The organism is Sphingobacterium chuzhouense (assembly GCF_014692525.1).
In the GTDB taxonomy this organism is placed as follows: domain Bacteria; phylum Bacteroidota; class Bacteroidia; order Sphingobacteriales; family Sphingobacteriaceae; genus Sphingobacterium; species Sphingobacterium chuzhouense.
Window position 1 is genome coordinate 509,129 of sequence record NZ_JACNYL010000003.1, and the last position, 23,024, is coordinate 532,152.

The 23,024-nt window shown below is 40.5% G+C and carries 20 protein-coding genes; 6 read left to right on the forward strand and 14 right to left on the reverse strand.

Annotation, left to right across the window (positions count from 1 at the left end; all coding sequences use genetic code 11):
- Positions 1 to 7: 7 nt before the first annotated feature.
- Both scpB and H8B21_RS14275 read left to right on the forward strand, forming a co-directional pair.
- Positions 8 to 568, forward strand: a complete 561-nt coding sequence (scpB, locus tag H8B21_RS14270) for an SMC-Scp complex subunit ScpB (protein ID WP_190314434.1) — start codon at positions 8 to 10, stop codon at positions 566 to 568.
- 131 nt (positions 569 to 699) lie between these two features.
- Complete coding sequence (locus H8B21_RS14275) at positions 700 to 861, forward strand: hypothetical protein (protein ID WP_165293271.1); 162 nt, start codon at positions 700 to 702, stop codon at positions 859 to 861.
- 74 nt (positions 862 to 935) lie between these two features.
- Here the strand turns inward: H8B21_RS14275 and H8B21_RS14280 are convergent, their stop codons facing one another.
- From H8B21_RS14280 to H8B21_RS14335, 12 genes are all read right to left on the reverse strand, one after another.
- Positions 936 to 2,144: an FISUMP domain-containing protein gene (locus H8B21_RS14280; protein WP_190314435.1), complete on the reverse strand. Its 1,209-nt coding sequence runs from the start codon at positions 2,142 to 2,144 to the stop codon at positions 936 to 938.
- Positions 2,144 to 3,166 carry a DUF6528 family protein gene (locus H8B21_RS14285; protein WP_190314436.1) on the reverse strand — a complete coding sequence of 341 codons (1,023 nt, stop codon included), beginning with the start codon at positions 3,164 to 3,166 and terminating at the stop codon, positions 2,144 to 2,146. The genes H8B21_RS14280 and H8B21_RS14285 overlap by 1 nt, the downstream gene beginning before the upstream one ends.
- Before the next feature lie 19 nt (positions 3,167 to 3,185).
- Complete coding sequence (locus H8B21_RS14290; RefSeq protein ID WP_190314437.1) at positions 3,186 to 4,769, reverse strand: RagB/SusD family nutrient uptake outer membrane protein; 1,584 nt, start codon at positions 4,767 to 4,769, stop codon at positions 3,186 to 3,188.
- A 10-nt stretch (positions 4,770 to 4,779) separates the two neighbouring features.
- Positions 4,780 to 8,160: a TonB-dependent receptor gene (locus tag H8B21_RS14295; RefSeq protein WP_223815044.1), complete on the reverse strand. Its 3,381-nt coding sequence runs from the start codon at positions 8,158 to 8,160 to the stop codon at positions 4,780 to 4,782.
- Positions 8,161 to 8,362: 202 nt separating this feature from the next.
- Positions 8,363 to 9,475: a FecR family protein gene (locus H8B21_RS14300; protein ID WP_190314438.1), complete on the reverse strand. Its 1,113-nt coding sequence runs from the start codon at positions 9,473 to 9,475 to the stop codon at positions 8,363 to 8,365.
- Positions 9,476 to 9,534: 59 nt separating this feature from the next.
- Complete coding sequence (locus H8B21_RS14305; RefSeq protein ID WP_190314439.1) at positions 9,535 to 10,131, reverse strand: RNA polymerase sigma factor; 597 nt, start codon at positions 10,129 to 10,131, stop codon at positions 9,535 to 9,537.
- Between the two features lie 131 nt (positions 10,132 to 10,262).
- Complete coding sequence (locus H8B21_RS14310) at positions 10,263 to 10,592, reverse strand: helix-turn-helix domain-containing protein (RefSeq protein ID WP_190314440.1); 330 nt, start codon at positions 10,590 to 10,592, stop codon at positions 10,263 to 10,265.
- A 92-nt stretch (positions 10,593 to 10,684) separates the two neighbouring features.
- Complete coding sequence (locus tag H8B21_RS14315; protein WP_190314441.1) at positions 10,685 to 12,055, reverse strand: Mur ligase domain-containing protein; 1,371 nt, start codon at positions 12,053 to 12,055, stop codon at positions 10,685 to 10,687.
- 61 nt (positions 12,056 to 12,116) lie between these two features.
- On the reverse strand, positions 12,117 to 12,956 hold the full coding sequence (prmA, locus tag H8B21_RS14320; RefSeq protein WP_190314442.1) for a 50S ribosomal protein L11 methyltransferase: 840 nt from the start codon (positions 12,954 to 12,956) through the stop codon (positions 12,117 to 12,119).
- A complete protein-coding gene (gene tpiA, locus H8B21_RS14325) occupies positions 12,956 to 13,726 on the reverse strand; it encodes a triose-phosphate isomerase (protein WP_190314443.1) in 771 nt (256 codons plus the stop codon). The genes prmA and tpiA overlap by 1 nt, the downstream gene beginning before the upstream one ends.
- 12 nt (positions 13,727 to 13,738) lie before the next feature.
- Positions 13,739 to 14,935 carry a putative sugar nucleotidyl transferase gene (locus tag H8B21_RS14330; RefSeq protein WP_223815045.1) on the reverse strand — a complete coding sequence of 399 codons (1,197 nt, stop codon included), beginning with the start codon at positions 14,933 to 14,935 and terminating at the stop codon, positions 13,739 to 13,741.
- 86 nt (positions 14,936 to 15,021) lie between these two features.
- Positions 15,022 to 15,267, reverse strand: a complete 246-nt coding sequence (locus tag H8B21_RS14335) for a type B 50S ribosomal protein L31 (RefSeq protein ID WP_130139794.1) — start codon at positions 15,265 to 15,267, stop codon at positions 15,022 to 15,024.
- A gap of 133 nt (positions 15,268 to 15,400) precedes the next feature.
- Between H8B21_RS14335 and lysS the strand changes: the two genes are divergently transcribed.
- Positions 15,401 to 17,107 carry a lysine--tRNA ligase gene (gene lysS, locus H8B21_RS14340; protein WP_190314445.1) on the forward strand — a complete coding sequence of 569 codons (1,707 nt, stop codon included), beginning with the start codon at positions 15,401 to 15,403 and terminating at the stop codon, positions 17,105 to 17,107.
- A gap of 29 nt (positions 17,108 to 17,136) precedes the next feature.
- Here lysS and kdsA read toward each other — a convergent pair whose 3' ends face one another.
- On the reverse strand, positions 17,137 to 17,952 hold the full coding sequence (gene kdsA / locus H8B21_RS14345) for a 3-deoxy-8-phosphooctulonate synthase (RefSeq protein ID WP_190314446.1): 816 nt from the start codon (positions 17,950 to 17,952) through the stop codon (positions 17,137 to 17,139).
- Between the two features lie 10 nt (positions 17,953 to 17,962).
- A complete protein-coding gene (recQ, locus tag H8B21_RS14350) occupies positions 17,963 to 20,152 on the reverse strand; it encodes a DNA helicase RecQ (RefSeq protein WP_190314447.1) in 2,190 nt (729 codons plus the stop codon).
- A 97-nt stretch (positions 20,153 to 20,249) separates the two neighbouring features.
- On the opposite strand from recQ, the gene H8B21_RS14355 reads away from it, so the two are divergent.
- From H8B21_RS14355 to H8B21_RS14365, 3 genes are all read left to right on the forward strand, one after another.
- Complete coding sequence (locus H8B21_RS14355; RefSeq protein WP_380907440.1) at positions 20,250 to 21,212, forward strand: KpsF/GutQ family sugar-phosphate isomerase; 963 nt, start codon at positions 20,250 to 20,252, stop codon at positions 21,210 to 21,212.
- Between the two features lie 115 nt (positions 21,213 to 21,327).
- Positions 21,328 to 21,705, forward strand: a complete 378-nt coding sequence (locus H8B21_RS14360; protein ID WP_190314449.1) for a DUF1573 domain-containing protein — start codon at positions 21,328 to 21,330, stop codon at positions 21,703 to 21,705.
- Between the two features lie 99 nt (positions 21,706 to 21,804).
- Positions 21,805 to 23,007, forward strand: coding sequence for a pyridoxal phosphate-dependent aminotransferase (locus tag H8B21_RS14365; RefSeq protein ID WP_190314450.1), 1,203 nt, complete (start codon positions 21,805 to 21,807; stop codon positions 23,005 to 23,007).
- The last annotated feature ends 17 nt before the right edge of the window (positions 23,008 to 23,024 follow it).

The window sequence follows — 23,024 nt, forward strand, 5'->3', positions numbered from 1 at the left end:
TATCGCCGTGAAGGATATATTGCTAAATATAGAGGCTATTATTTTTGCATCCGAAGAGGGCGTCAATGCCAATGACCTAAAACAGGTACTCAAAGATGCATTAGCCATTGATATCAATAAACAAGAGGTATTAGACCTGTTAAAGAAGATAGAGGAAAAATACGACGACGAAGAGCATATCTTCAGTCTTAAAGTTTTCAACAAACATTACCAGTTTTTAACTAAAGAAAAGTACCACGAAGTTGTCAATCAACTTCAAGCACATAAGGACAAAAAGAAACTTAGCCAAGCTGCTTTGGAAACATTGTCCATCATCGCCTATCGACAACCTATCACCAAATTGGAAGTAGAACAAATTCGAGGCGTGAACTGTGATTATTCTATTCAACGGCTGCTGGAAAAAAATCTAATCGAAATTGCCGGGAAAGCGGAAACCATCGGTAAACCTCTCTTATATGCGACCAGCGGGCAATTTATGCAGCACTTCGGTATTAAGTCGGTTAAAGACTTACCCCAGCTAAAAGACATTATCACAGAGGATAATAGTATAGGAAAAGCTGCAAAATAGCTTGCACGCATTTTAACTTGCTGGCTGACAAGCGATAAAAAAACAAAAAAAATTTCAAGTTAGAAGATTCTTGATTATTTTTACGGTCGGTAACAAACAGTAGATTTATCATTTATTAACACGACAAGACTATGATGGCAGCGGCAGAAAAAGAGGTTTTGGTTGAAGAAATTATCAACTTTAACGGTCCGGAGGATGATGCGGATGATGTCTATGATGACGATTTCGAATTAGATGAGATTGATTCTATCGGAGAGTTCGATGATTTCGACGATGACGACGATGATTTTTAATACATGATCACGTAAAGTTGGTGAGAGAGATTAAAAAAGCAGGGTTTTATAAACCCTGCTTTTTTATTTTATGTTTAATAATTTGCTACGCAGCGTAAGCAATGTGCATCCAACGGATTAGCGAGCCCATTGGAAAAGTTCGCATTGCCCGAACCGACCGTTAGTCGCAACGGGTTATTGGGATTAGCTATACCTCTATAAGCTACCCAGTGGTACGAGTACAAACCTTCATCGTTAAAGACACCCGCCGCAGTTCTTCTACCACTCGGCAAGATATTAAACTCAATTTCACTACTCTTATCTTTATATAATGGATAAGCACCACTAGGAAATACGGCGTTCCCTCCGTAACTAAATGTCGTACCTCCCTGCCACAAACCGCCTGCGCTCGTAGGGGCACTTCCCTTTAGATAAGGCCCGACAATTCCCCAATTGGTAAGATTCATTGCATTCACTACGCCCGTTTCTCTGCCCCAAGCGATAATGTACCCCTCCTTGGTATTTGCTACGTCGGCAATAGTATTACCGGCAATACCATATTCCTGTTTGATAGCCACCATTAAATCATACCAGTCGTTCATATTTGGAATGTGCCAACCTTCCGGGCAAGCTCCACGTATTTGTATATTGTACGAATTAGCATAAGTTCCATCTATTACATAAGGATTACCTGCATCATCTACCCCACTACTACCCCATGTATATGGATTTTGTGCTGCTGTAGCATTTGGGATGCCAGTCATCGCTTCATGCCAAGTGTAATTGCGACCGTATAGCGCTCCCTTTTGCGGATCATTGTTATAAATAACACCTAGATTACCCTCCTCTCCAGCTTCATTCAAATTTTCTATCATCCATGTTTTGGCACCATAACGTTTTGTTCTGTAATTCGGTAAGGTGGGCGGAGGCGTAAGGATAGCTATTTCTTTGTATAGCCAACGTGTATAGCTTCTCTTTCCTGTACGTTCAGCCGTAACACCGATACGTTTCACAGGAATATTTCCTCCCTCCTCATGGCCAACAACCGTGATACGACTTGTACCTTCTCCTGCTTTTATGATCAATAAATCCGGTAAAGTCCAGTCGTACGTAACCCCCGGTTCATCGTCCGGAACAAATAAATCAAATTCCACACCTCCGTCAATGGACATAGAGGAAGGAAGCGATGTCTGGATGAAATCTGGTTGTAATACATCCGTAACTTCATCTTTTTCACAGGACAAACTGATCAATAAGACAGTTATGCCCATAATTCCTAAAAATATTTTTTTGGTATTCATCATTATTTGCTTTGTCTATAGGGGTGATCATTTGGATAACTAAATGGATTGTCTATAAACCAACGTGCTTTATACATCCTATAGCCATCCTTGAAGAAAACACTGCTGCCCACCACATTCGTTACCCGATTAGTCCAATACGAATTATTGGGCTCGATAATCAGCGTACCAAAATCTGCGGGACCATCCGATACGGATTTAACATTGCGCTTTGAATAAGGGTGACGCTCAAAGGTCTTAGATGCTATATCAAAGATAAAAATATGGCTTGCAGTGGTGAGATATAACTTATTTTGTCCATATACAGGAGATAGATCGTGGGGAGAAACATCTGGTAATGGGTAAAACTCGGAGTTGACAATTAGTTCCGGATTCTCTGGATCAGTATTGTTATAAGTGTACGTGTACAGATTTTGATCGTCCGTTGCCCATAGGATCTCTCTTTCTTTGTCCCATACCACATTATGTCCAAACGTTAGATTATATCGTTTAATTTCCTTATCCACATATGGATTTGCAGAGTCAACCCGATATAATTTCAGAGCATCTCCATCTGGTGTTCCGGTGGTACTACAGGCAACGACTATGTTGCCGTCCGGCAAGACTTCCGCAGAATGGGGACTGCCTTTTGCGTTGGTGTAAAACATTATTTTTTTGTCCGATATACGTATCAACGCAGCTCCACCACTTGAAGCCGTAAGTAAGATATACTCTTGGTTGTATACCGCTTTTGCCTCGTCTATGTCCCTAAACCAAGCTGCTTGACTACTATTTAGATGTTCGTAAGCTTTCCATTGCCACATGATTCCTTTACTTAACGAATCGACAATTAACGCTTGACTTTCCGATTGTTCACTGATCAATATAGGACGTTCACTGTCCTCCAAGTTAGGTACGGGGTGTTCGTTATCTGCACTATCCCCAAATGGATCAGAAAAATCCAAAAGCGGAAGTTCTTCTCCTTTACAGGATATTAACAACAGTGATAATACGATTAAAAAGCCTTTATTTACTATATTTTTCATGTTCATGATACTTACATATTTATTCGCCCCATCCAGGGTTATTAGGTCTAAGATTAGGGTTCAGTTCCATTTGTGTGGTCGAAACCGGCCACCAATAGTCTCTTCCGGCATCAAACGTACGAGAGATAATGTTTGTACCATCATGTTTCTGTATGGAACCTAACATCACTGCTTCTGCGGTCTTCCAACGACGAATATCGTTGTAATAATACCCTTCTCCGGCGAACTCGATACGTCTTTCATAGCGGATATGTTCGCGTAAGACACCGATATCGTTACTTGGGTAACCTAACGCGGAAGCAGCCGAAAAGCCTGCACGTCTTCGTATTTCACGTATTGTATTATTCCAGATATCCTCTGTTAACTCCCCCAATTCATTTTTAGCTTCCGCATACATCAATAATACATCGGCATAACGTAAAATCATATAGTTGATTTCGGACATATTATCACCGATCTGCGCTTGGGCGGTGGATACAGGTGCCTCATCATAAATACTATATTTCTTGAACGTAAATCCCGTTTGGGGTGTCTTGAAGAGTGTGTTATTACCATCTGCTCTTACAATCTCTCCCATAAAAGTAGCACCCGGATAGACGATCGTCATTTTAAAACGAGGATCCATATTTTCATAAACAGGCGATCCAGCATAGATCGAATTATTACGAGGCCGACCATCTATCATCCAATAGCTATCGATTAAATCCTTTATCGGTGCAGCATTATTGAACTGTCTCAATGTGATATCAAAACTACTTCCCATATTAGGTTCGTTAATATATTGCACATCGAATATACTTTCGACGCCGTTTTCTGCCGATGCAGAAAATAGACTGCGATAATTGCCGTGCAAACTGTAAACACCTAAATCTATAACGTCCTTCGCAGCCGCCGCGGCAGCTTGCCATTTGTTCTCGACACCTTCCGGATTGAGTAATGGGGATGCTTCAAAAAGCAGAAGGCGAGCTTTTAGTGCAAGTGCAGCACCTCGAGTAGGACGACCAAAATCATTTCTGTTGCTATAGCGTGTCGGTAGTAATGTTGCAACTTCATCTAGTTCTTTTATAATAAATTCGACTACTTCTTCGTGTGCTATACGCGGCAGGTTATTTTGTTCCAATTGCGGTTCAGAAAGTATCAAGGGTACATCTTTATAATAGGTAACCAGTATTTGATAGTACAATGCTCTCAAGAACCTAGCTTCTGCTTTCATCTGTGCTATTTCATTACTGGAAAGCAATGTATTCTTGTCGATATTATCCAGTAATGCGTTGCATCTACCGATTCCCCTGTATGCAGCAGTCCATCTACTATTGATAATAGATAAATCAGTCGTATGTGTCCCCAGAGAAATGGCATTCCATCCCATGCGGTTATCATAATTATATGCATTGGGAGAAGCGGATTCTTCCCACAAAATAGATGCGTTACCGTATAAAGATGCTTCACTAAGTACGGCATAGCAACCTGTTAGGCCAGCTCTGGCCGTTTTCTCTCCCAACCAGAAATTTTCTTGGTCGTATCGATCTGTAGGCACTACCGTCAAATTACACGAGGTAGATAATATGGCTGCTATAAGTGAATATAAAATTATCTTCTTCATCGTTGTTTCATTAAAAAGTTAAATTCAAACCCACACTATAGCTTTTCAAATTAGGATATTCATACAAATCTCCTCGGGTGATAGTCATCTCAGGATCCCACATCTTAAAGTTGCTGATTGTCCATAAATTCTGACCACTTAAATAAACCGCCAATTTACTTCCACCCCATCTTTTTAGCCATTCATCAGGTAGGTTAAAGGTTAAAGAAATATTTTTCATTCTTAAATAAGAAGCGTCCCGCAACCAAAAGGTTGAGTTGATAAAGTTCTCGTTGGCATCCGTATAGGTTGTTAACAACGGCAACGTCGAGTTAGGGTTACTTGGCGTCCAAGATTCACGTGCCCAATCATAAGTTACGCCCGCACCGTTATTAAACGGAAAAGCCACGTTTCCGGTAGGATAAACATCGACGTTGGCAACACCTTGAAACTGTGCTTCCAACGAAACGTTTTTATAACCGAATCTCGCACCAAAACCATACGTGTAATCTGGGATCGTACTGCCGGTGACAATTTTATCCTCATCATCAATATAGTTGTCGCCATTATGATTAGCATACTTAATATAGCCAGGTCTTAGCTTAGAACGTGTGCCATATACTGCTTGCGCGTTATCGATTTCTTCCTGTGTTTGATAGTAACCTATTGCGTCGTATAGAAAATAGGAATTGATAGAATATCCTTCTTTAATGATATGTCGACCTGAAATTACCTGTTGCCCATCAATGTCCACGACTTTGTTTTTGACATAACTAACGGAGCCATTTACACTATAGTGAAAATGTCCCTTACTATCTTGGAAATTAGCACCCAGTTCCCATCCTCGGTTATCCACTTTTCCCAAGTTTACAGTTGGCCCTGTCAGACCGCCAACTTGACTTGGGATAGAGATAGCTCGCAAAATATCGAACGTACGTTTATAAAAATAATCTGCTGTAATATTCAATTTATGATCCAACACGCTCATATCGACTCCAGCGTTGTAAGAAAGGGTAGATTCCCATCGTATACTGCGATCTGTCAACGCGGTGATGGCTGCACCGCCAGCAATATTACCTCCAAAGCTATAGTTGTAACTATTGCTTAAGTTCACTACACTATTATAGGCAAATCGACTTACCGCTTGGTTGCCTAGCTTTCCGACAGAGCCTCTGAACTTCAACATATTGATGCTGTTACTCTTGAAGAAGTTTTCCTTGCTGATCATCCAACCAGCAGATAAAGATGGAAAAAAAGACCATTGATTGCCCGATGCGAACATAGACGAGCCGTCATATCGCAAACTACCCTCAAACATATATTTACCTTGATAATCGTAACTTACACGTGAATATATGGATGCCAATTTATCGAGTGTAGAAGTTCCTGTTGCCTGAGCATTTGTTTGGTCTGACAGGGCATTGAGTTCATAGAGCGAATTATCATAGAATCCCCAATTATAAGCTTGGAAATTACGCCCATCATTAACTTGATATTCTTGCCCTACCATGGCATGCACCCTATGATCGCTAAATTGTTGTTCATAATCCAGCCGATGTGACAATGTAAATTGTTTCAATAAAGAATCCCAATCCTTCACACGTGGTGCCGACGCATTGAAATTTCTAACGTCTCCCGTTTTGGGATCTACAGTATACATCTGTGGCAAAAAGTCTTTACTAAAATGGTCTACCCGCCTATATCCCATTGTATTATGGTAGGTAATATTGAAGGGTAGCTTATACTCTAGGTTCAGATTGGTTAAGGTCTCCTGATAATCTCGATAGGTAAACCCCTGCTCCACCTGCATCCGAGGGTTCTCGATATTATTACGTCCCGGTGTATACAACCACGTAGAGCCATAATAATTGTTACGGTGATAATCGGACATAATCGGCAAACCGCGCATGATCGTATTCATCACGGTACCTGTGCCGTAACCGACTTCATTATATTCACGCAAGTTTCCAATAATCCCGGCATTAATTTTCAATCTGGGAGTGGCCTGTGCCGAAACTTTAACGTCAAAAGAATAGCGTTTAGCATCATCGTTATCTCTAAATACTCCTTTCTGATACATGTAACCTCCACCCACAGTAAAATTAAACTGTTCGCTACCGCCTGTTATTCTAGCGTTATGTTGTTGCAACCAACCGTTGCCCATTGTAATATCAAACCAGTTAGATGACGGATAAATAGATGGGTCCTCTGCCATGCCCGCCCTATATTCATCAATTTGTTCCTGAGTATAGCTAATCGCTGTTTTTCCGGAATTTACTTCCGCCCTATTTCGCATTTGCATATATAGAATGGGATCATCCACAACGTCGGGTAAGAAACTGGCCTGCTGCATTCCTCCGTGACTGCGAATATCTACTTTCGTTTTTCCTGCTTTCCCTTTTTTGGACGTAATTAAAACAACGCCATTGGACGCTCTGGAACCGTAGATGGCGGCCGATGCATCCTTTAGTACCGTAATGCTCTCGATGTCCGCGGGATCTATCTCACTCATGTTGTACTCAATTCCGTCTAAGAGTACCAATGGATTAGCATTACTTAACGTATTTACCCCACGGATACGTATAGTTGTCGCATCGCCTCCGGGTTTAGCCCCCGCTTGATTTATCCAGACACCACTTGTACCATACAAAGCCTGCGAAGCATGCGTAATTGTCTGTCTTTCTTTATCCTCCATTTTGACTACCGCGACCGAACCTGTTAAATCACTCCGACGCTGCGTACCATAACCCACAACCACGACCTCGTCTAAATCAGAGAGTTGTTCTTTCAACGTGACCGCAATTTCTCTTTTTCCATTTACTGGAATTTCCTGTGAAGCGAACCCCATATAATTGAATACCAGGACACGCTGTCCATTAGGGATCTCAATCGTATAAGTCCCGTTGGTAGTGGTGGTCGTCCCTATACTGGTGCCTTTCACCGTTATACTAACACCAGAAAGAGGTTCACCATTTTCGTTAGTCACACGCCCACTAACTTTTTGTTCCTGCAGTATTGATGCCCGTTCTGTTTGCAGAACAGTTTTTCTGTCCTGTGGAATACGTTTTATCGCAATAGACTTCCCCTTGATATGATATTCCAAAGGCTTTCCACGCAAAAGTATATTCAAAGCTTCCGATACGTTTAACTCTTTAATCGTTATTGAAACGGGAGTCAAAGCCGATAAATCTTTTTCATCATAGATAAAAGTATAACCGGATTGTTTACTGATATCGACCAGTACTCTCTTTAATTGAGCCTTTTGATGGTCGAGACTCACACGCTGTCCATGCACATTCCCCAAGGAAACCATCATAGAGGCAAAAAATATAACGACAGTCAGTTTCATAGCTAAATAAACATGTGACGGTATTCGATATTTGAATTGATTTCGATGTTTAATGATGTTCATTTTTTATTCATGAACAATACTTCCTTAATAAACAAACGGCACTCCAAAGCATGTTGTTTCCATTCGAGATAATCATTAAGTTTGTATTGTTGGTACATAACTTTGTTAGCTAACACTATTTCTAAAGTTATCCGACATATTTAACTGTTGGGATGTTACGAGCATCTCAACAGTCCTTTGCGGATAACTGCATACATTACTCTTATTTCTTTGCCGTTACCCTCCTTCCTTCTATTATAAATTTGACACCTGTTTTCAGTTCGATAGCCTGCAATACTTCCGATAACTTGGCGTCTCTCGGAATAATAGCGGACAAACGTTTCTTGCCATGAGGCTTCATATTCACTTCAACATCATACCAGCGTTCGATCTTTCGAGCGTACAGTTCCAACGGCTCATCATTCACAATATACAATCCATCTTTCCAGGATGATATTTCTTCTGTATCCACTCTTTTCACCTCTATAGCCTTATTATCCCTCACTACTGCTTGTTGCCCCGTATGAAGTTCTACTTGATTTCCAAATTTGTTGTGCTGCAATCGAATAGTTCCTTCCACTAAAGTCGTTAAAGTCTGCCCTCTATCGCCATAGGCATCAATATTAAAGCTTGTACCCAGCACCTCTATACGTTGTTCACCACTTAAAACGATAAATGGTTTCTGAGCATCGTGAACAACTTCCAGATATACTTCCCCTGAAGTCTCTATCTGACGTTCAGCACCTGTGAACACAGTGGGATATCGAATGGATGAGAACGCATTAAGCCAAGCCTTCGTTCCATCTGGTAACGTTATTTGATACTGACCAGCGACGGGTGTGCGCAATGTCGCCATTTGTACTTTTTCTACTTCTTTTAGCGGCGTGCCATCAGCATAGACAATCGCATTCCCATCATTAATAAGCCCTTCCTGATGACTATTTAATTCAATTTCATCTTGGTCGTCAAAAGATAGGGTTGCACGGTTTGTCCCAGGCATGAAGTCCTGTTCGACAGCAACGACTGGCGTGTTTAGTAACTGTTCTTCCGATATCTTTTTACTCCATAAGATCAAACCAGCTATCAGCACCACGAAAACTATAGCTGCGACGGCACGAATGTATGTTTTGAAAGCTGTTTTTTGTTTAGGTATAGTTAATAAACGATTTTGTAGCGCATACAAATCTTCCTTCACTTCTTTGCTTGTCAACTCGTTCACACTATTATCAATTGACAAATACCAATCTTCAACCCAAGCTTTTTCTTCTTCGGTACAATTTCCTTCCAGATACTTCCTCAAAAGAGTTCTTACTTTTATATGATGTTGGTCAGCCATGATACTTTTCGTTATTTACTGTATAAGACGGATGAAAAGCATCGAGGGGGGTGTCGATTTTAAAGAAACTTGCAATATATGAGGAACAGTATCCACGGAAATGATCCCAGTTTCATGCGTAAGGCGCGCAATGCATCTTTGATATAGCTACGTACACTCTGCTCCGAAAGATTAAGTCTTTGGGAGATTTCTTTATGACTGAGGTATTGTTTGCGGCTCAATTCAAAAATTTCACGTATCCGGGGCGGAAGTTGCAAAAGTACATTTTCAATCTGTTCCTCGAGCATTTTTTCCCGTACACGATGATCTGTGGCTTCATATTGGCTCTCCATTCTCTGGGTTAAAGATTCCAGATAATTAGCCTTCGATTGTTCTTTCGAAATATAATCCAAGATTCTATTCCGTACACTAGCATATAAATAAGACGATAACTTCCCAGTAATCGTCAATGATTCTCTCTTCTGCCATATACCTGCAAAAAGATCATGCACAATGTCTTTTGCTGTTTCCCGATCTCGTAATTTGTTATAAGCATGTAGATATAGAACACCATAATATTGATTGTAAATCTGCCGAAACGCCGATTCATCCCCTTTCTGCAACTCGTGCAGCAGTGTTTTTTCTTCGTTTAAAACATATAGTTTATCTATGGTCATTCACACAATGATAACAAAATATTACAATATGAACAAAGCTAGGGTTTATATATTAATAGCATATTAAGAAATTATGAATCAAAAAAAGAGAGCATAGGTCTATGCTCTCTTTTTTTGATTCAAATACTAAATTATTTTTTATGAAGCTGTTCGTAGAGCTCGATCACTTTCTTTTGTAATTCTATCACCTCAACTTCCCGAGCTTGTAATTTATTATTCAGCTCATCAATTTCGTCTTGTACTTGTCTTTCTTCTTCCGAATCGGATGTAGACAATAACTGAACCAATGACATACCAAATAGTTTAGAAATCTGGTTCAATCTGGATAAGTTCACATCGGTAATCCCCGTTTCAATCTTCGAAAAGGCTGGGATTGAAATGTCTAAACGTTTTGCCACGTCTTCTTGACTCCAGCCTTTTTGATGTCTTAACAGACGAATTTTCTTTCCTAGTGCATTCATTTTGGGTAATTGCTATCTTATTCTGTTAGATAATTCTCTCTTCTTTCAAAAGTAATAAAAAGATACTAAAGAGACTGCATTTTACAGAATAATTAATAATTTTTAAGGAATTTATCTGCAAAACTGACAATATCCATACTATTATGATGAGGCGAAACCATAAATAAAAGATTGAAACCTAACGATTTAAATTTATCTAAATAAACCTCTAAGGAAGGAATATCCGTCAAGAATGTAAAATTTTTATGATTAAAAACTTGCTGAATTTCGGACGATAAATTACTTATTAATATATTTTTCTCCTTTATGGCGTCTTTGTTGATCAAAACCACAGCATAATCGGATTCATCCATGGACTCTCGATAAGTATCCAAAAAACTCCGATTTATAACATCATAGGGATTCAATTCAATGATAGCTACAAGCCCTTGGCTTGGGAATTGCTCCTTAACCGCATGGATACTCGTCCTGAGCTTATACGGCGAATGAAGAAAGTCTTGATATACCACACTTTCATTGTCGCTAGCTACGAACTCTAAATAGCGGATAGAGCTTCTAAAATCTTTGATCGCTTCATAGAAATCAACCCGCTTTACGCCTAACCACTCACAGACTGTATATGCCCCGGCTATATTTGATAGGTTCAATTTCCCAAACACTTGCAAAGGAATACGCTCTTCTCCTAGATGGAGATATGTCACACCTTTGTTAATGGAATATTCAGGTAGTTTATAACCGTGTCGGTTAATATTGCAGTCCGAAGTTGCCTCTACTATCTCTACCAAATTTTGATTATCCTTGTTGTAAATTAACGTACCTTTTGGCACGATAGTATCAATAAATGTCTCAAATTGCTTAAAATACTCTTCCTGTGCCATATTTGCCCTACTCTCATTCCACTCCACCCCACTGATTAAAGCTATGTTAGGGTTAAAAAGATGAAATTTTGAACGGTGATCTATTGGAGATGCGTAATATTCATCTCCTTCTAATAGAATGATCTTGTTATGGGTGGTTAATTTCACTAGCGAATCGAAGCCCTCCAATTGTGCGCCGACAAGATAATCAAAATCCCGTCCCAGTTTCTTGAGCACGTGCATAACCATACTCATGATAGTCGTCTTACCATACGTTCCGGCAATAACTACCCGAGTTTTATCCATGCTTTGTTCATAGATAAATTCAGGAAAAGAGTAAATCTTAATATTTAGCTCTTGCGCACGAAGCAACTCAGGATTCTCACTTTCCGCGTGCATGCCCAAAATTACGGCGTCGATATCCTCTGTTATCTTCTCTGGAAACCAACCCATCGTTTTAGGTAAAAGCCCCGCATTTTTCAATCTGGACTTTGATGGCTCAACAACTTGATCATCAGATCCACTCACTTGATGTCCCTGCTCGGCCAATGAAATGGCTAAGTTGTGCATCACCGCACCGCCAATTGCTATAAAATGAACTCGCATACTTCTTAAAAATAAAAAGTCAAAATCCCACCCATCGGTTTAGGCATTCTCGTCTGTGCAATCATTTCCTAACAAACTTCGCTGCACACCATCTATCCTGCATTTTTTTATGCTGATAGTCAAATCCAACAGATTGTGCTCTTTCTATCAGCATTTCCAGATCTTCCCCATCATAGAAACCGCTAATATACAATTCTCCACCAGACTTCGTGCTTAAACTATATTGCTCCAGTTGTTCCATTAAGATATTACGGTTGATATTGGCAAGAATAACATCAAACACCTTACCTTTCATACGTTCCTCCGATCCTAACTCAGCATCAATAGATCCGATATTATTCCGTATTTTATTCTCGTTTACACTATCTACACAAACTTCATCATAGTCTACTGCCAGAGCGTGTTTTGCTCCACGCATGACAGCCAATATAGCAAGAATCCCCGTACCGCATCCCATATCTAACACTTCCTTACCTTTGAAGTCATTCTCTAAAATATAGGAAAGCATCATCGATGTAGTTTGATGATGCCCAGTTCCAAATGACATTTTAGGATCGATAATAATCTCGTAAGGCATACTGGGTTTCGGTTCATGAAAGGTCGCCCGTACATAACATCTATCATCCACCGTAATCGGCTGAAAGTTACTTTCCCATAGCTCATTCCAATTCTGATCTTCTATTTCTTGGATCATATAACTGATATCAAAGCCTTCCGTTTCGCGTAATAACAACGTCTCTAATGCCTGTAAATCCAAGTTGGCCGTCGGAATGTAAGCTATAAACCCTTGCTCTACATATTCGAAGGTGTCATAGCCAACCGCTCCTAGTGAATCAATCAGCAGGTCTCTCTGCCAATCTTCCATAGTTGGAGAAGTAAACGTAACCGAAGAATACTTCATTATTTCGTATTAAAAACCTTTACAATTTCTAAGAAGTCGCGTGATTTCAAGGATGCTCCCCCGATCAATCCACCATCGATATCCTTTTGTGAAAACAATTCATTTGCATTTGCGGGATTACAACTTCCTCCGTATAGGATGGTCGTTTCATCTGCAATTTTCTGCGTATAATGATTAGCAACCGTTTCACGTATAAAAGCGTGTACCTCTTGGGCTTGCTCGGGAGAAGCAGTTAACCCAGTTCCAATAGCCCATACCGGTTCGTATGCCAACACTACTTTTTCAAAATCTTCACTAGATAAGTGGAACACGCCCTTTTCCAGTTGTGTTTTAATAACATCGAAAACCTGTCCTCCCTCGCGTTCATCTTTCGTTTCTCCAATACAGAAAATAGGTTTTAAACCATTAGCTAGCGCAGCATCTACTTTTTGTGCTAATAAAGCGTCTGTTTCACCGAAATACGCTCTACGCTCTGAGTGACCTAAGATAACATAATCTGCACCTGTAGATTTTACCTGCGCTCCGGATATTTCACCGGTATATGCTCCGGATTCAGCCTGGTGGATATTCTGAGCTCCGACAGCAACGTTGCTTACTGGTTCCGCTAACTTTGCAATGCTGTGCAAATGGATAGCGGGACTACATACTATGACTTCTTGATCGCCCACTACCTCATCTTTCACCATGTTAACAATTTCCGAGAACAAGCTTACACCTTTCTCGTAATCCAAATTCATCTTCCAGTTTCCTGCTACAATGTTTTTTCTCATCGTTTTTTATTGTTATCTATTTTGTATATTAAATTCTTCTCGCCTTGTTAAACAATAAACCTCCCATAGTATACGAAGGTCTGTTTCCTGTACTTCTTCATTTATCATTCTCCCCCGCTCTTTCAACATATCTTCAAATTTATTCCAAACATATGTTTCCTGTTTCTCATCTGTCACCCAAGAAAAGTCCGGCACAAACTTCGGAATAATATTTGACATAGACAGCTGTACACCTACACCTATTACGGCACCTGTTGTAATGGAAGAGTTGATACCGCACATCGAGAAATCACCCATAAAAGTTCCCACTTTTTTTCGTTCTGTTTTCCGCCAATCACCAAGTTTATAATCATACAACTTAATCGCCTGCCAATTGTTTTGAAGATTAGAATTACTTGTACCTGCGCCTAAATTACATCCAGCTCCAATTACAGCGCAACCTAGATACCCATCATGCCCTTTTGCGCTATTTTCCCACATGACCGTATTGTTAACTTCTCCTCCAATAGTAGCTTTTGGCCCCACACTCACATTTGGATACAAACGGCTACCCATCTTCACCCTTGCTCCTTTGCCGATCGCTATCGGGCCTCTCAAATGACTCCCTTGCTCTAACAAGACATCATCTGCAATATAAACAGGACCATCCAACGTATTAAATGTACAACCGAATGCTTCTACATTTGTTCCTACATAGAGGTTATCCCCTATTACCACATTGGAAGGATGCAGTGCTGAGGAAGTTTTATCTTTTGTAAGCAGATTAAAATCAAAGACAATTTGTTTGGCATTTTCTAGATAAATATCTTCTAAAAAGTGAATACTTCGCAGCTCGCCTTCAAAATTATGCACTTTTAACATACTTCTCTCCGGTTGTGGATTCCACTTGCTGACCTTATAGGCTATCCAGTCGCCATCCTTTTCCAACATACACCCATCTTCCAATGTGGTTAGGATATTGATTAAGTCTATTGTGGGACAAAGGTTGGCACGCAAGACTAAATAGGATGCGGGCGATGAGGGTCCATGAAATTTTACCTGAAGGTAGGATTCTGTATAAAAGCTAACTGGAACTCCCAACAGCAATTGCCATTTCTCTTGTAGTGTCAGAATTCCAATTCGAAAAGCTCCCACTGGTCTTGTGAAAGCCATAGGCAATAAATGTTCTCGCCATGGGGCTCGATCATGTAATACGACTTCTAACAGCATAATCCGATAAATTTACATAAAAAAATCCCGACAAGAAGAACCTATCGGGATGAAAGTTATTTATGACCGAAGCCTGTCGCCTAAAATTACTTTTGGTAACGGCTACGGAATTTGTCGATACGTCCAGCAGTATCAACTAATTTCATTTTACCGGTATAGAATGGATGAGAGGTGTGCGAAATCTCCAATTTCACCAATGGATACTCATTACCATCTTCCCAAGTAATAGTTTCTTTTGTGTCTACACATGATTTAGTTACAAAAGAATAGTCGTTAGACATATCTTTGAAAACAACTAATCTGTAGTTTGATGGATGCAGATCTTTTTTCATTTTATCTTATGATTATTATATATTCAACAATTTGAGGTGCAAAGATAATCTATTTCTCCAAATAAAACAAAAGAATATTTTATAGATTTTTTCCTACTTTTGCATTCTCATTTAGCACTTTGAATCATTGAACATGAGCACTGTATTATCGGAACAGGAACAACAGCGTAGACTAAACCTCCAAGCCCTTATCGACTTAGGTATTAACCCTTATCCAGCGGATGAGTTTAAAGTAAATGTCTCCGCTGCAGATATTTTGGAAAATTACGAAAGAGATAAACTAAATTATAAAAATATCCGCTTTGCGGGACGAATGATGAGCCGCCGTATCATGGGGAGTGCCTCATTTATGGAATTGCAGGATGCTACCGGGCGAATCCAGGCTTACGTCAAACGCGATGACATTTGTCCTGGTGAAGACAAGACCTTATATAATACTGTTTTTAAGAAACTGTTGGATATCGGCGATATCATCGGTGTTGACGGGTATGTTTTTACGACACAGACGGGGGAAATCTCGATCCATGTCGAAAAACTCACGGTATTAACAAAATCTCTACGTCCGCTACCTATTGTCAAGGAAGCAGACGGCAAAACGTATGATGCCTTTACCGATCCGGAACAACGTTACCGCATGCGCTATGTAGACTTGATCGTTAATCCGCAAAACCGGGAAATATTCGTCAAACGCACGAAATTATTTAATGCTATGCGGACATTTTTTAATGACGCCGGTTATATGGAAGTAGAGACGCCTATCCTTCAATCCATTCCCGGAGGTGCTGCTGCACGTCCGTTTATGACGCATCATAACGCATTGGATATTCCGTTGTATTTACGTATTGCAAACGAGCTTTATTTAAAGCGCCTTATTGTAGGTGGCTACGATGGCGTATATGAATTTTCGAAAAACTTTCGTAATGAGGGAATGGATCGCACGCATAACCCGGAGTTTACCGCGATGGAAATATATGTAGCGTACAAGGACTATAACTGGATGATGAGCTTTACGGAGCGTTTACTCGAACATTGTGCGCTTGCTGTCAATGGAACAACGAAAGCAACTTTCGGAGAAAACGAAATCGACTTCAAGGCTCCTTACAAACGGGTAACCATGGCCGATGCCATCAAGGAGTTTACGGGTTTTGATATCTTAGGTAAATCGGAATCGGAAATCCGCGAAGCAGCTAAAAATATGGGTATTGCCGTGGACGACACCATGGGAAAAGGTAAGCTGATTGATGAGATTTTCGGAGAGAAATGTGAAGGCAATTATATCCAGCCCACGTTTATCACGGATTATCCTATCGAAATGTCACCGTTGACTAAAAAACACCGGGATAATCCGGAATTGACGGAACGTTTTGAACTCATGGTATGCGGAAAGGAAATTGCCAACGCTTATTCAGAGTTAAATGACCCCATAGATCAACGTGAACGTTTTGAAGAGCAGCTTCGTCTTTCTGAAAAAGGCGATGATGAAGCGATGTTCATCGACCAAGATTTTTTACGCGCGTTGGAATATGGTATGCCTCCTACTTCGGGACTTGGCATTGGGATGGATCGTTTGATTATGTTCCTGACCAACAACGCTTCCATTCAGGAAGTACTCTTTTTCCCGCAGATGCGTCCGGAGAAAAAAGAAATCGTCGTCGAATTGACCGACGATGAAAAACTTCTATTGGCGCAACTTCAGGAAGAACGCAATATCTTAGCTGACGTGAAACAAGCGACAGGATTGAGTGGAAAAAAATGGGATGCTGCGACAAAAAGTTTACGTCAAAAAGATCTGATTAATATTGTTGTTGAAGGAGATAATAAGTTTATCATAAAAAATTAGAGATGTGGAATTCCACATCTTTAATTTTTTTATAAAATCGCTTTGCGGATACGTACTAATTTTTCGAGCAAACTTTCCAACAAATCGAGATGCAACATATTGGCTCCATCCGATTTTGCATTAGCCGGATCAGGATGTGTTTCTATAAATAGACCGTCGGCTCCTACAGCAATAGCTGCCTTGGCAATTGTTCCAATAAGCTCCGGTTTCCCTCCTGTGACGCCCGACGTTTGATTAGGTTGTTGTAGTGAATGTGTGCAATCCATCACCGTTGGCACACCAAAAGCACGCATTTCCGGCAATCCTCGAAAATCTACAATTAGATCCTGATACCCAAATGTATTACCTCTATCTGTTAAAAACACTTTGTCATTTCCGGCATCTTTTACTTTATCTATCGCAAATTTCATCGAAGCGGCAGACAGGAATTGTCCTTTTTTGATATTGACTACTTTTCCCGTTTCCGCAGCCGCCACTAGTAATTCCGTTTGTCTGCACAGAAACGCCGGTATCTGCAATATATCAACATAAGCCGCGGCAACAGCAGCTTCGTGGCTTTCATGTATATCCGTTACTGTCGGCACACCGAACGTCTTACCTACCTTTTCCAGTATCTTTAATGCCTTCTCATCCCCTATGCCCGTAAAAGAATCCGAACGCGAACGGTTGGCTTTTCGATAGGATCCTTTAAAGATATATGGAATCCCATATTTATCTGTAACCGTTACAATCCGTTCGGCAATACGCAAAGCTATTTCCTCTCCTTCAATAGCACAAGGTCCCGCCATTAGAAAAAAAAGCGGGGACTCCCCGTGTTTCATAGCAGGTAAATATTGTTGAATCATATTCTGATTGTTAATTTCCTAATTCAGACATGAATTTAATCCGCATCAACTGGATATCTTCATATGTATAATCATCTTCTCCAAGCTCTTTCAATGCTTCCTGGATAGAATCTACCTCGGCTGTTCGGAAGTAATCGTAAACCTCTTCTTGACGGTCGCTATCAATCATCTCATCCACAAAATACCCGATATTCAGTTTTGTACCGGAATTTACAATAGATTCCACTTCTTTAAGTAAATTTTCATAACTAATCCCCTTAGCGGAAGCGATATCCTCCAAACCAATTTTCCGGTCGATATTCTGTATGATGGAAACTTTCAACGCCGACTTATTCGCGGTACTCTTAATCACAAGATCTAAAGGTCTGTCGATATCGTTGTCGTCGACATACTGTTTAATCAGCTCGACAAATGGTTTCCCAAACTTGAGGGCTTTTCCAGCTCCAACACCATGCATTTGCTTGAGTTCATCCAAACTAACCGGATAATGCGTACACATTTCGTCAAGCGAAGGGTCTTGAAATATCACAAAAGGCGGCAGGGATTTCTGCTTTGCTATTTTCTTTCTTAGATCTTTCAACATCTTCAACAGATCCGTATCCAGCGTTCCTGTACCTTGTACGACTTCTTCGGAACCATCTTCATCCGCTTTTTCCATTATTCTGTTTAGAATAAATTTGATTCCGTATGGATTCGCCAAATATCTTCTGCCATGTTCAGTAAGTGTCAGTAAGCCATAGTGATCAATATCCTTTTTTAGAAAGTCGTTTAATTCTGCTTGTCGGATCAGCGATTTCCAATAATTAACCCCTAAGCTTTTACCTTTTCCGAACAAAGGATGGAGATCATGTTTATACGAAGATACCGGTTGATTGTTTTGTCCAATCATGACATTAATGATATGATGGTCATCAAACTTCTCTCCTTCTTTCTCTATAAAACGCAACACCTCCATTAGATTTTCTTCGGCATCAAAATACGTTTTCGGTGCACGACAGTTATCGCACATATTATTACAGCCTGTCTCGTCAAACTGTTCGCCGAAATAATGCAGGATTTGTTTCCGGCGGCATACCGACGACTCGGAGTAATCAATAACTTCTTTTAGTATCTGCGTCCCTATTTCTCTTTCGGAGACAGGTTTGTCTTTCATGAACTTCGTTAGCTTCTCAATATCCTTTTCAGAATAGAAAGCTAAACAAATACCCTCACCTCCATCACGGCCCGCACGGCCCGTTTCCTGATAATACCCCTCCATCGATTTGGGGATATCATGATGAATTACATACCGAACGTCTGGCTTATCTATCCCCATTCCAAAGGCAATAGTTGCGACGATAACTTCGACATCTTCCATCAAGAACTTATCTTGTGTATCTGCTCGAGTCTTCGCATCTAAACCTGCATGGTAAGGTAACGCCTTTATTCCGTTAATATTAAGCACTTCGGCAATTTCCTCTACCTTTTTGCGGCTGAGACAATATATAATGCCTGTTTTTGCGGCATTGTTCCGGATGAACTTTACGATTTCCTTAACGACATTCTTCTTGGGTCGAACCTCGTAGTATAAATTCGGCCGGTTGAAGGATGACTTAAACAATGTCGCATTGTTCATCTGCAAATTCTTGCGAATATCCGATTGTACTTTTGGCGTAGCAGTTGCTGTCAATGCGATAATAGGAATATTCTCGCCGATCCCGTTAATGACTTGCCTTATTTTACGGTATTCCGGGCGAAAGTCGTGTCCCCATTCTGATATACAATGGGCTTCGTCCACAGCGACGAAAGAAACCTTGATATGCCTTAAAAAATGTGCGTTTTCCTCTTTTGCCAACGACTCCGGCGCCACATAGAGCAACTTTGTTTTGCCTTCTGTCACATCCTTTTTAACTTTTGTTATCTCCCCTTTGTTAAGCGAAGAGTTTAAAAAATGTGCAATGCTGTCATTCCCCCCGAAAGCCCGTAACTGATCTACTTGATTCTTCATGAGCGCTATAAGCGGAGAAATGACAATAGCCGTGCCCTCGCTCATCAGTGCAGGCAATTGATAACAGATGGATTTCCCCCCTCCCGTGGGCATAATAACAAACGTATCTTTCTTATTCAAGATATTCGTTATAATGGCTTCTTGATCTCCTTTAAAGGTATCAAAGCCGAAAAACTCCTGCAAATTGTCAAATAGTGATTTTTCTATTTCCATTGACCTCAAACAAAAATTAGATGGATCCGTGGCTCATTTGAGCGCTAAATAACCTACTTTTGTAGTTATTAAAATAAAATTAACTATTTTTTCTGTGATACACAACATCGATATCAAAAAGACTGCAATAGAAACATTGGAATTGGAGGCTACAGCAATTCAGAAACTAACGCAATTCATTGATGACGATTTTATTAAGGTTGTCAATCAAATATTGGATCTACCAGGCAGGATTATCGTAACGGGCATTGGGAAGAGTGCAATAATTGCACAAAAAATAGTCGCTACCCTAAATTCTACCGGTACTCCCGCCATTTTTATGCATGCAGCAGATGCCGTTCATGGTGATCTGGGCATCATCCAGGAGTACGATCTTATTATTGCACTCTCTAAAAGTGGCAATACCCCCGAAATTAAGGTATTGGTCCCTTTTTTGAAGCAAACGGGCAACACGCTGGTGGCTATGGTGGGTAATATGAATTCTTTTTTAGCACAACATGCAAACTTTATCTTGAATACTTCTGTGGAGCGGGAAGCTTGTCCAAATAACCTGGCTCCTACTACAAGTACAACAGCGCAGTTGGCCATGGGAGACGCTTTAGCCGTGTGTTTACAAACATGTAGACAATTTTCAGATCGTGATTTTGCTAAATATCATCCCGGCGGAGCACTTGGCAAGCAGTTGTATTTAAAAGTTAGCGATCTGTCGGACAACAATGGCAAGCCCGAAGTTTCCCCATCTGCAAGCGTACGCGAAGTGCTTATTACAATCACGAAATATCGTTTAGGTGCTACAGCTGTCATTGATGCTGGAAATATCAAAGGTATCATTACGGACGGCGATATCCGCCGGATGCTGGAAAAATATGAGGACGTATCACATTTAACGGCCAACGACATCATGTCACAAAATCCGAAAGAGATAAAACGGGAAGAATTAGCTGCCGACGCACTCCATACTATGCGCCAGCATAACATATCACAGCTCTTGGTTACCCAAGAGGGGCATTACGAAGGCATAATACACCTACAGGATCTATTAAAAGAAGGCATTATTTAATTATTTCTGTAATATTTTTGTCTATTTCGGGGAATTTGAGCCCCATGCTTTGCTCTATTTGTAATTTTGGCGTATCTTTTGATAATTAATCAGAGAGGTTAAAAGTAATAGTAAGATGAAGAAAAGAACATTAGGAATATTGGCAACGTTTATAGCCGTCATTGGTTTCACGTCCTTGACAGTGGCTATTGGTGAATTCAAATTTGAAAAAGAAACCCACGATTTTGGGAACATCCCCCATAATAAGCCGGCGTCGTACAACTTTAAATTTACCAATACCGGCGACGCCCCTATCATTATCAGCGAGGTAAAACCTTCTTGTGGGTGCTCGGTAGCTGAATTCACGAAGACCCCAGTTAAACCCGGGGAAGGAGGTACTGTAACGGTAACATATAACGCTGCCGCCAAAGGACCTTTTACGAAACAATTTACGATTAAGTCCAACACAAAGACGCCTGTAAAAACATTGACAATTAAAGGAAATGTAGAATAATCCTCTCTTCCCAGAGAAGGAGATATAGATTAAGCAAAAGGCCGTCGATTGACGGCTTTTTTTATTAATTTTGTAATATACTTAAAAACGTAAACGGTAATGCCAGAAATTTCAAAAAGAGGTCGGGATATGCCGGCTTCACCAATTAGGAAGCTTACACCTTTTGCTGAGCAGGCAAAAAAAGAAGGAAAAAAAGTATATCATTTAAATATTGGACAACCCGATATCGAGACGCCCGAAGTTATGCTAAATGCTTTAAAAAACATCGATTTCAGCATATGGGCCTACACACCATCGGAAGGCATTGCTTCCTATCGGGAAAAGTTGGCAACGTATTATAACAAATTGGATTACTCCGTCGCTCCAACGGACATCTTAGTGACCAACGGGGGCTCAGAGGCGCTTACTATCGCCATGCAAAGTTGCCTCAGCCCGGGTGATGAGATTATTATTCCCGAACCATTTTATGCAAACTATAACGGATTTGCCTGTGCAGCAGATGCCGTAGTAAGACCTATTCTATCTTACATAGAAACTGGCTTCGCTTTACCCCCGATAGCGGAATTTGAAAAATTGATTACTGATAAGACGCGCGCAATTGCAATTTGTAATCCTAATAATCCTACAGGCTATCTCTATTCGCGCGAAGAATTGGAATCCTTGAAAGCATTGTGCCTGAAATATGATCTTTACCTATTTGCAGATGAAGCTTATCGTGAATTTTGCTATGATGGTAATACATTTGTTTCGCCCATGCATTTGAAAGGGCTTGAACAGCATGTGGTCGTTATCGACACTGTATCCAAACGATACTCTGCATGCGGCGCGCGGATAGGTTGCATAATTACCAAAAACAAAGAGTTATATCAGACCGCCCTCAAATTTGCCCAAACACGTTTGAGCCCTTCCCTTGAAGGACAGATTGCTGCCGAAGCAGCGATAGATACGCCAGACAGCTACTTTGAAGCTGTGTCTAAAGAATATACTGCCCGCCGGAATACACTTGTTGAGGGATTAAATAAGATAGAAGGTGTCTTTTGCCCTGTTCCGGGTGGAGCATTTTATGTCGTAGCTAAACTTCCTATTGATAATGCCGACAGATTTTGTCAGTGGATATTGGAAGAATTTTCGTACAACAACGAAACGGTTATGATGGCCCCCGCTACCGGCTTTTATAGCACACCAAATGTGGGTGCTGACCAAGTACGTTTGGCATATGTACTTAAGCAAGAAGATTTACGCAACGCGTTGGTTTGTTTAGAGAAAGCTCTGAAGGAATATCCAGGCCGCGTAACACCATAGTAAGAAACATTACCTTT

Bases quoted from the DNA above. Each gene is read 5' to 3' on its own strand.
- H8B21_RS14275 (WP_165293271.1), top strand. From the start codon at position 700: ATGATGGCAGCGGCAGAAAAAGAGGTTTTGGTTGAAGAAATTATCAAC.
- H8B21_RS14280 (WP_190314435.1), bottom strand. From the start codon at position 2,144: ATGATGAATACCAAAAAAATATTTTTAGGAATTATGGGCATAACTGTC.
- H8B21_RS14285 (WP_190314436.1), bottom strand. From the start codon at position 3,166: ATGAAAAATATAGTAAATAAAGGCTTTTTAATCGTATTATCACTGTTG.
- H8B21_RS14290 (WP_190314437.1), bottom strand. From the start codon at position 4,769: ATGAAGAAGATAATTTTATATTCACTTATAGCAGCCATATTATCTACC.
- H8B21_RS14295 (WP_223815044.1), bottom strand. From the start codon at position 8,160: ATGAACATCATTAAACATCGAAATCAATTCAAATATCGAATACCGTCA.
- H8B21_RS14300 (WP_190314438.1), bottom strand. From the start codon at position 9,475: ATGGCTGACCAACATCATATAAAAGTAAGAACTCTTTTGAGGAAGTAT.
- H8B21_RS14305 (WP_190314439.1), bottom strand. From the start codon at position 10,131: ATGACCATAGATAAACTATATGTTTTAAACGAAGAAAAAACACTGCTG.
- H8B21_RS14310 (WP_190314440.1), bottom strand. From the start codon at position 10,592: ATGAATGCACTAGGAAAGAAAATTCGTCTGTTAAGACATCAAAAAGGC.
- H8B21_RS14315 (WP_190314441.1), bottom strand. From the start codon at position 12,055: ATGCGAGTTCATTTTATAGCAATTGGCGGTGCGGTGATGCACAACTTA.
- prmA (WP_190314442.1), bottom strand. From the start codon at position 12,956: ATGAAGTATTCTTCGGTTACGTTTACTTCTCCAACTATGGAAGATTGG.
- tpiA (WP_190314443.1), bottom strand. From the start codon at position 13,726: ATGAGAAAAAACATTGTAGCAGGAAACTGGAAGATGAATTTGGATTAC.
- H8B21_RS14330 (WP_223815045.1), bottom strand. From the start codon at position 14,935: ATGCTGTTAGAAGTCGTATTACATGATCGAGCCCCATGGCGAGAACAT.
- H8B21_RS14335 (WP_130139794.1), bottom strand. From the start codon at position 15,267: ATGAAAAAAGATCTGCATCCATCAAACTACAGATTAGTTGTTTTCAAA.
- lysS (WP_190314445.1), top strand. From the start codon at position 15,401: ATGAGCACTGTATTATCGGAACAGGAACAACAGCGTAGACTAAACCTC.
- kdsA (WP_190314446.1), bottom strand. From the start codon at position 17,952: ATGATTCAACAATATTTACCTGCTATGAAACACGGGGAGTCCCCGCTT.
- recQ (WP_190314447.1), bottom strand. From the start codon at position 20,152: ATGGAAATAGAAAAATCACTATTTGACAATTTGCAGGAGTTTTTCGGC.
- H8B21_RS14360 (WP_190314449.1), top strand. From the start codon at position 21,328: ATGAAGAAAAGAACATTAGGAATATTGGCAACGTTTATAGCCGTCATT.
- H8B21_RS14365 (WP_190314450.1), top strand. From the start codon at position 21,805: ATGCCAGAAATTTCAAAAAGAGGTCGGGATATGCCGGCTTCACCAATT.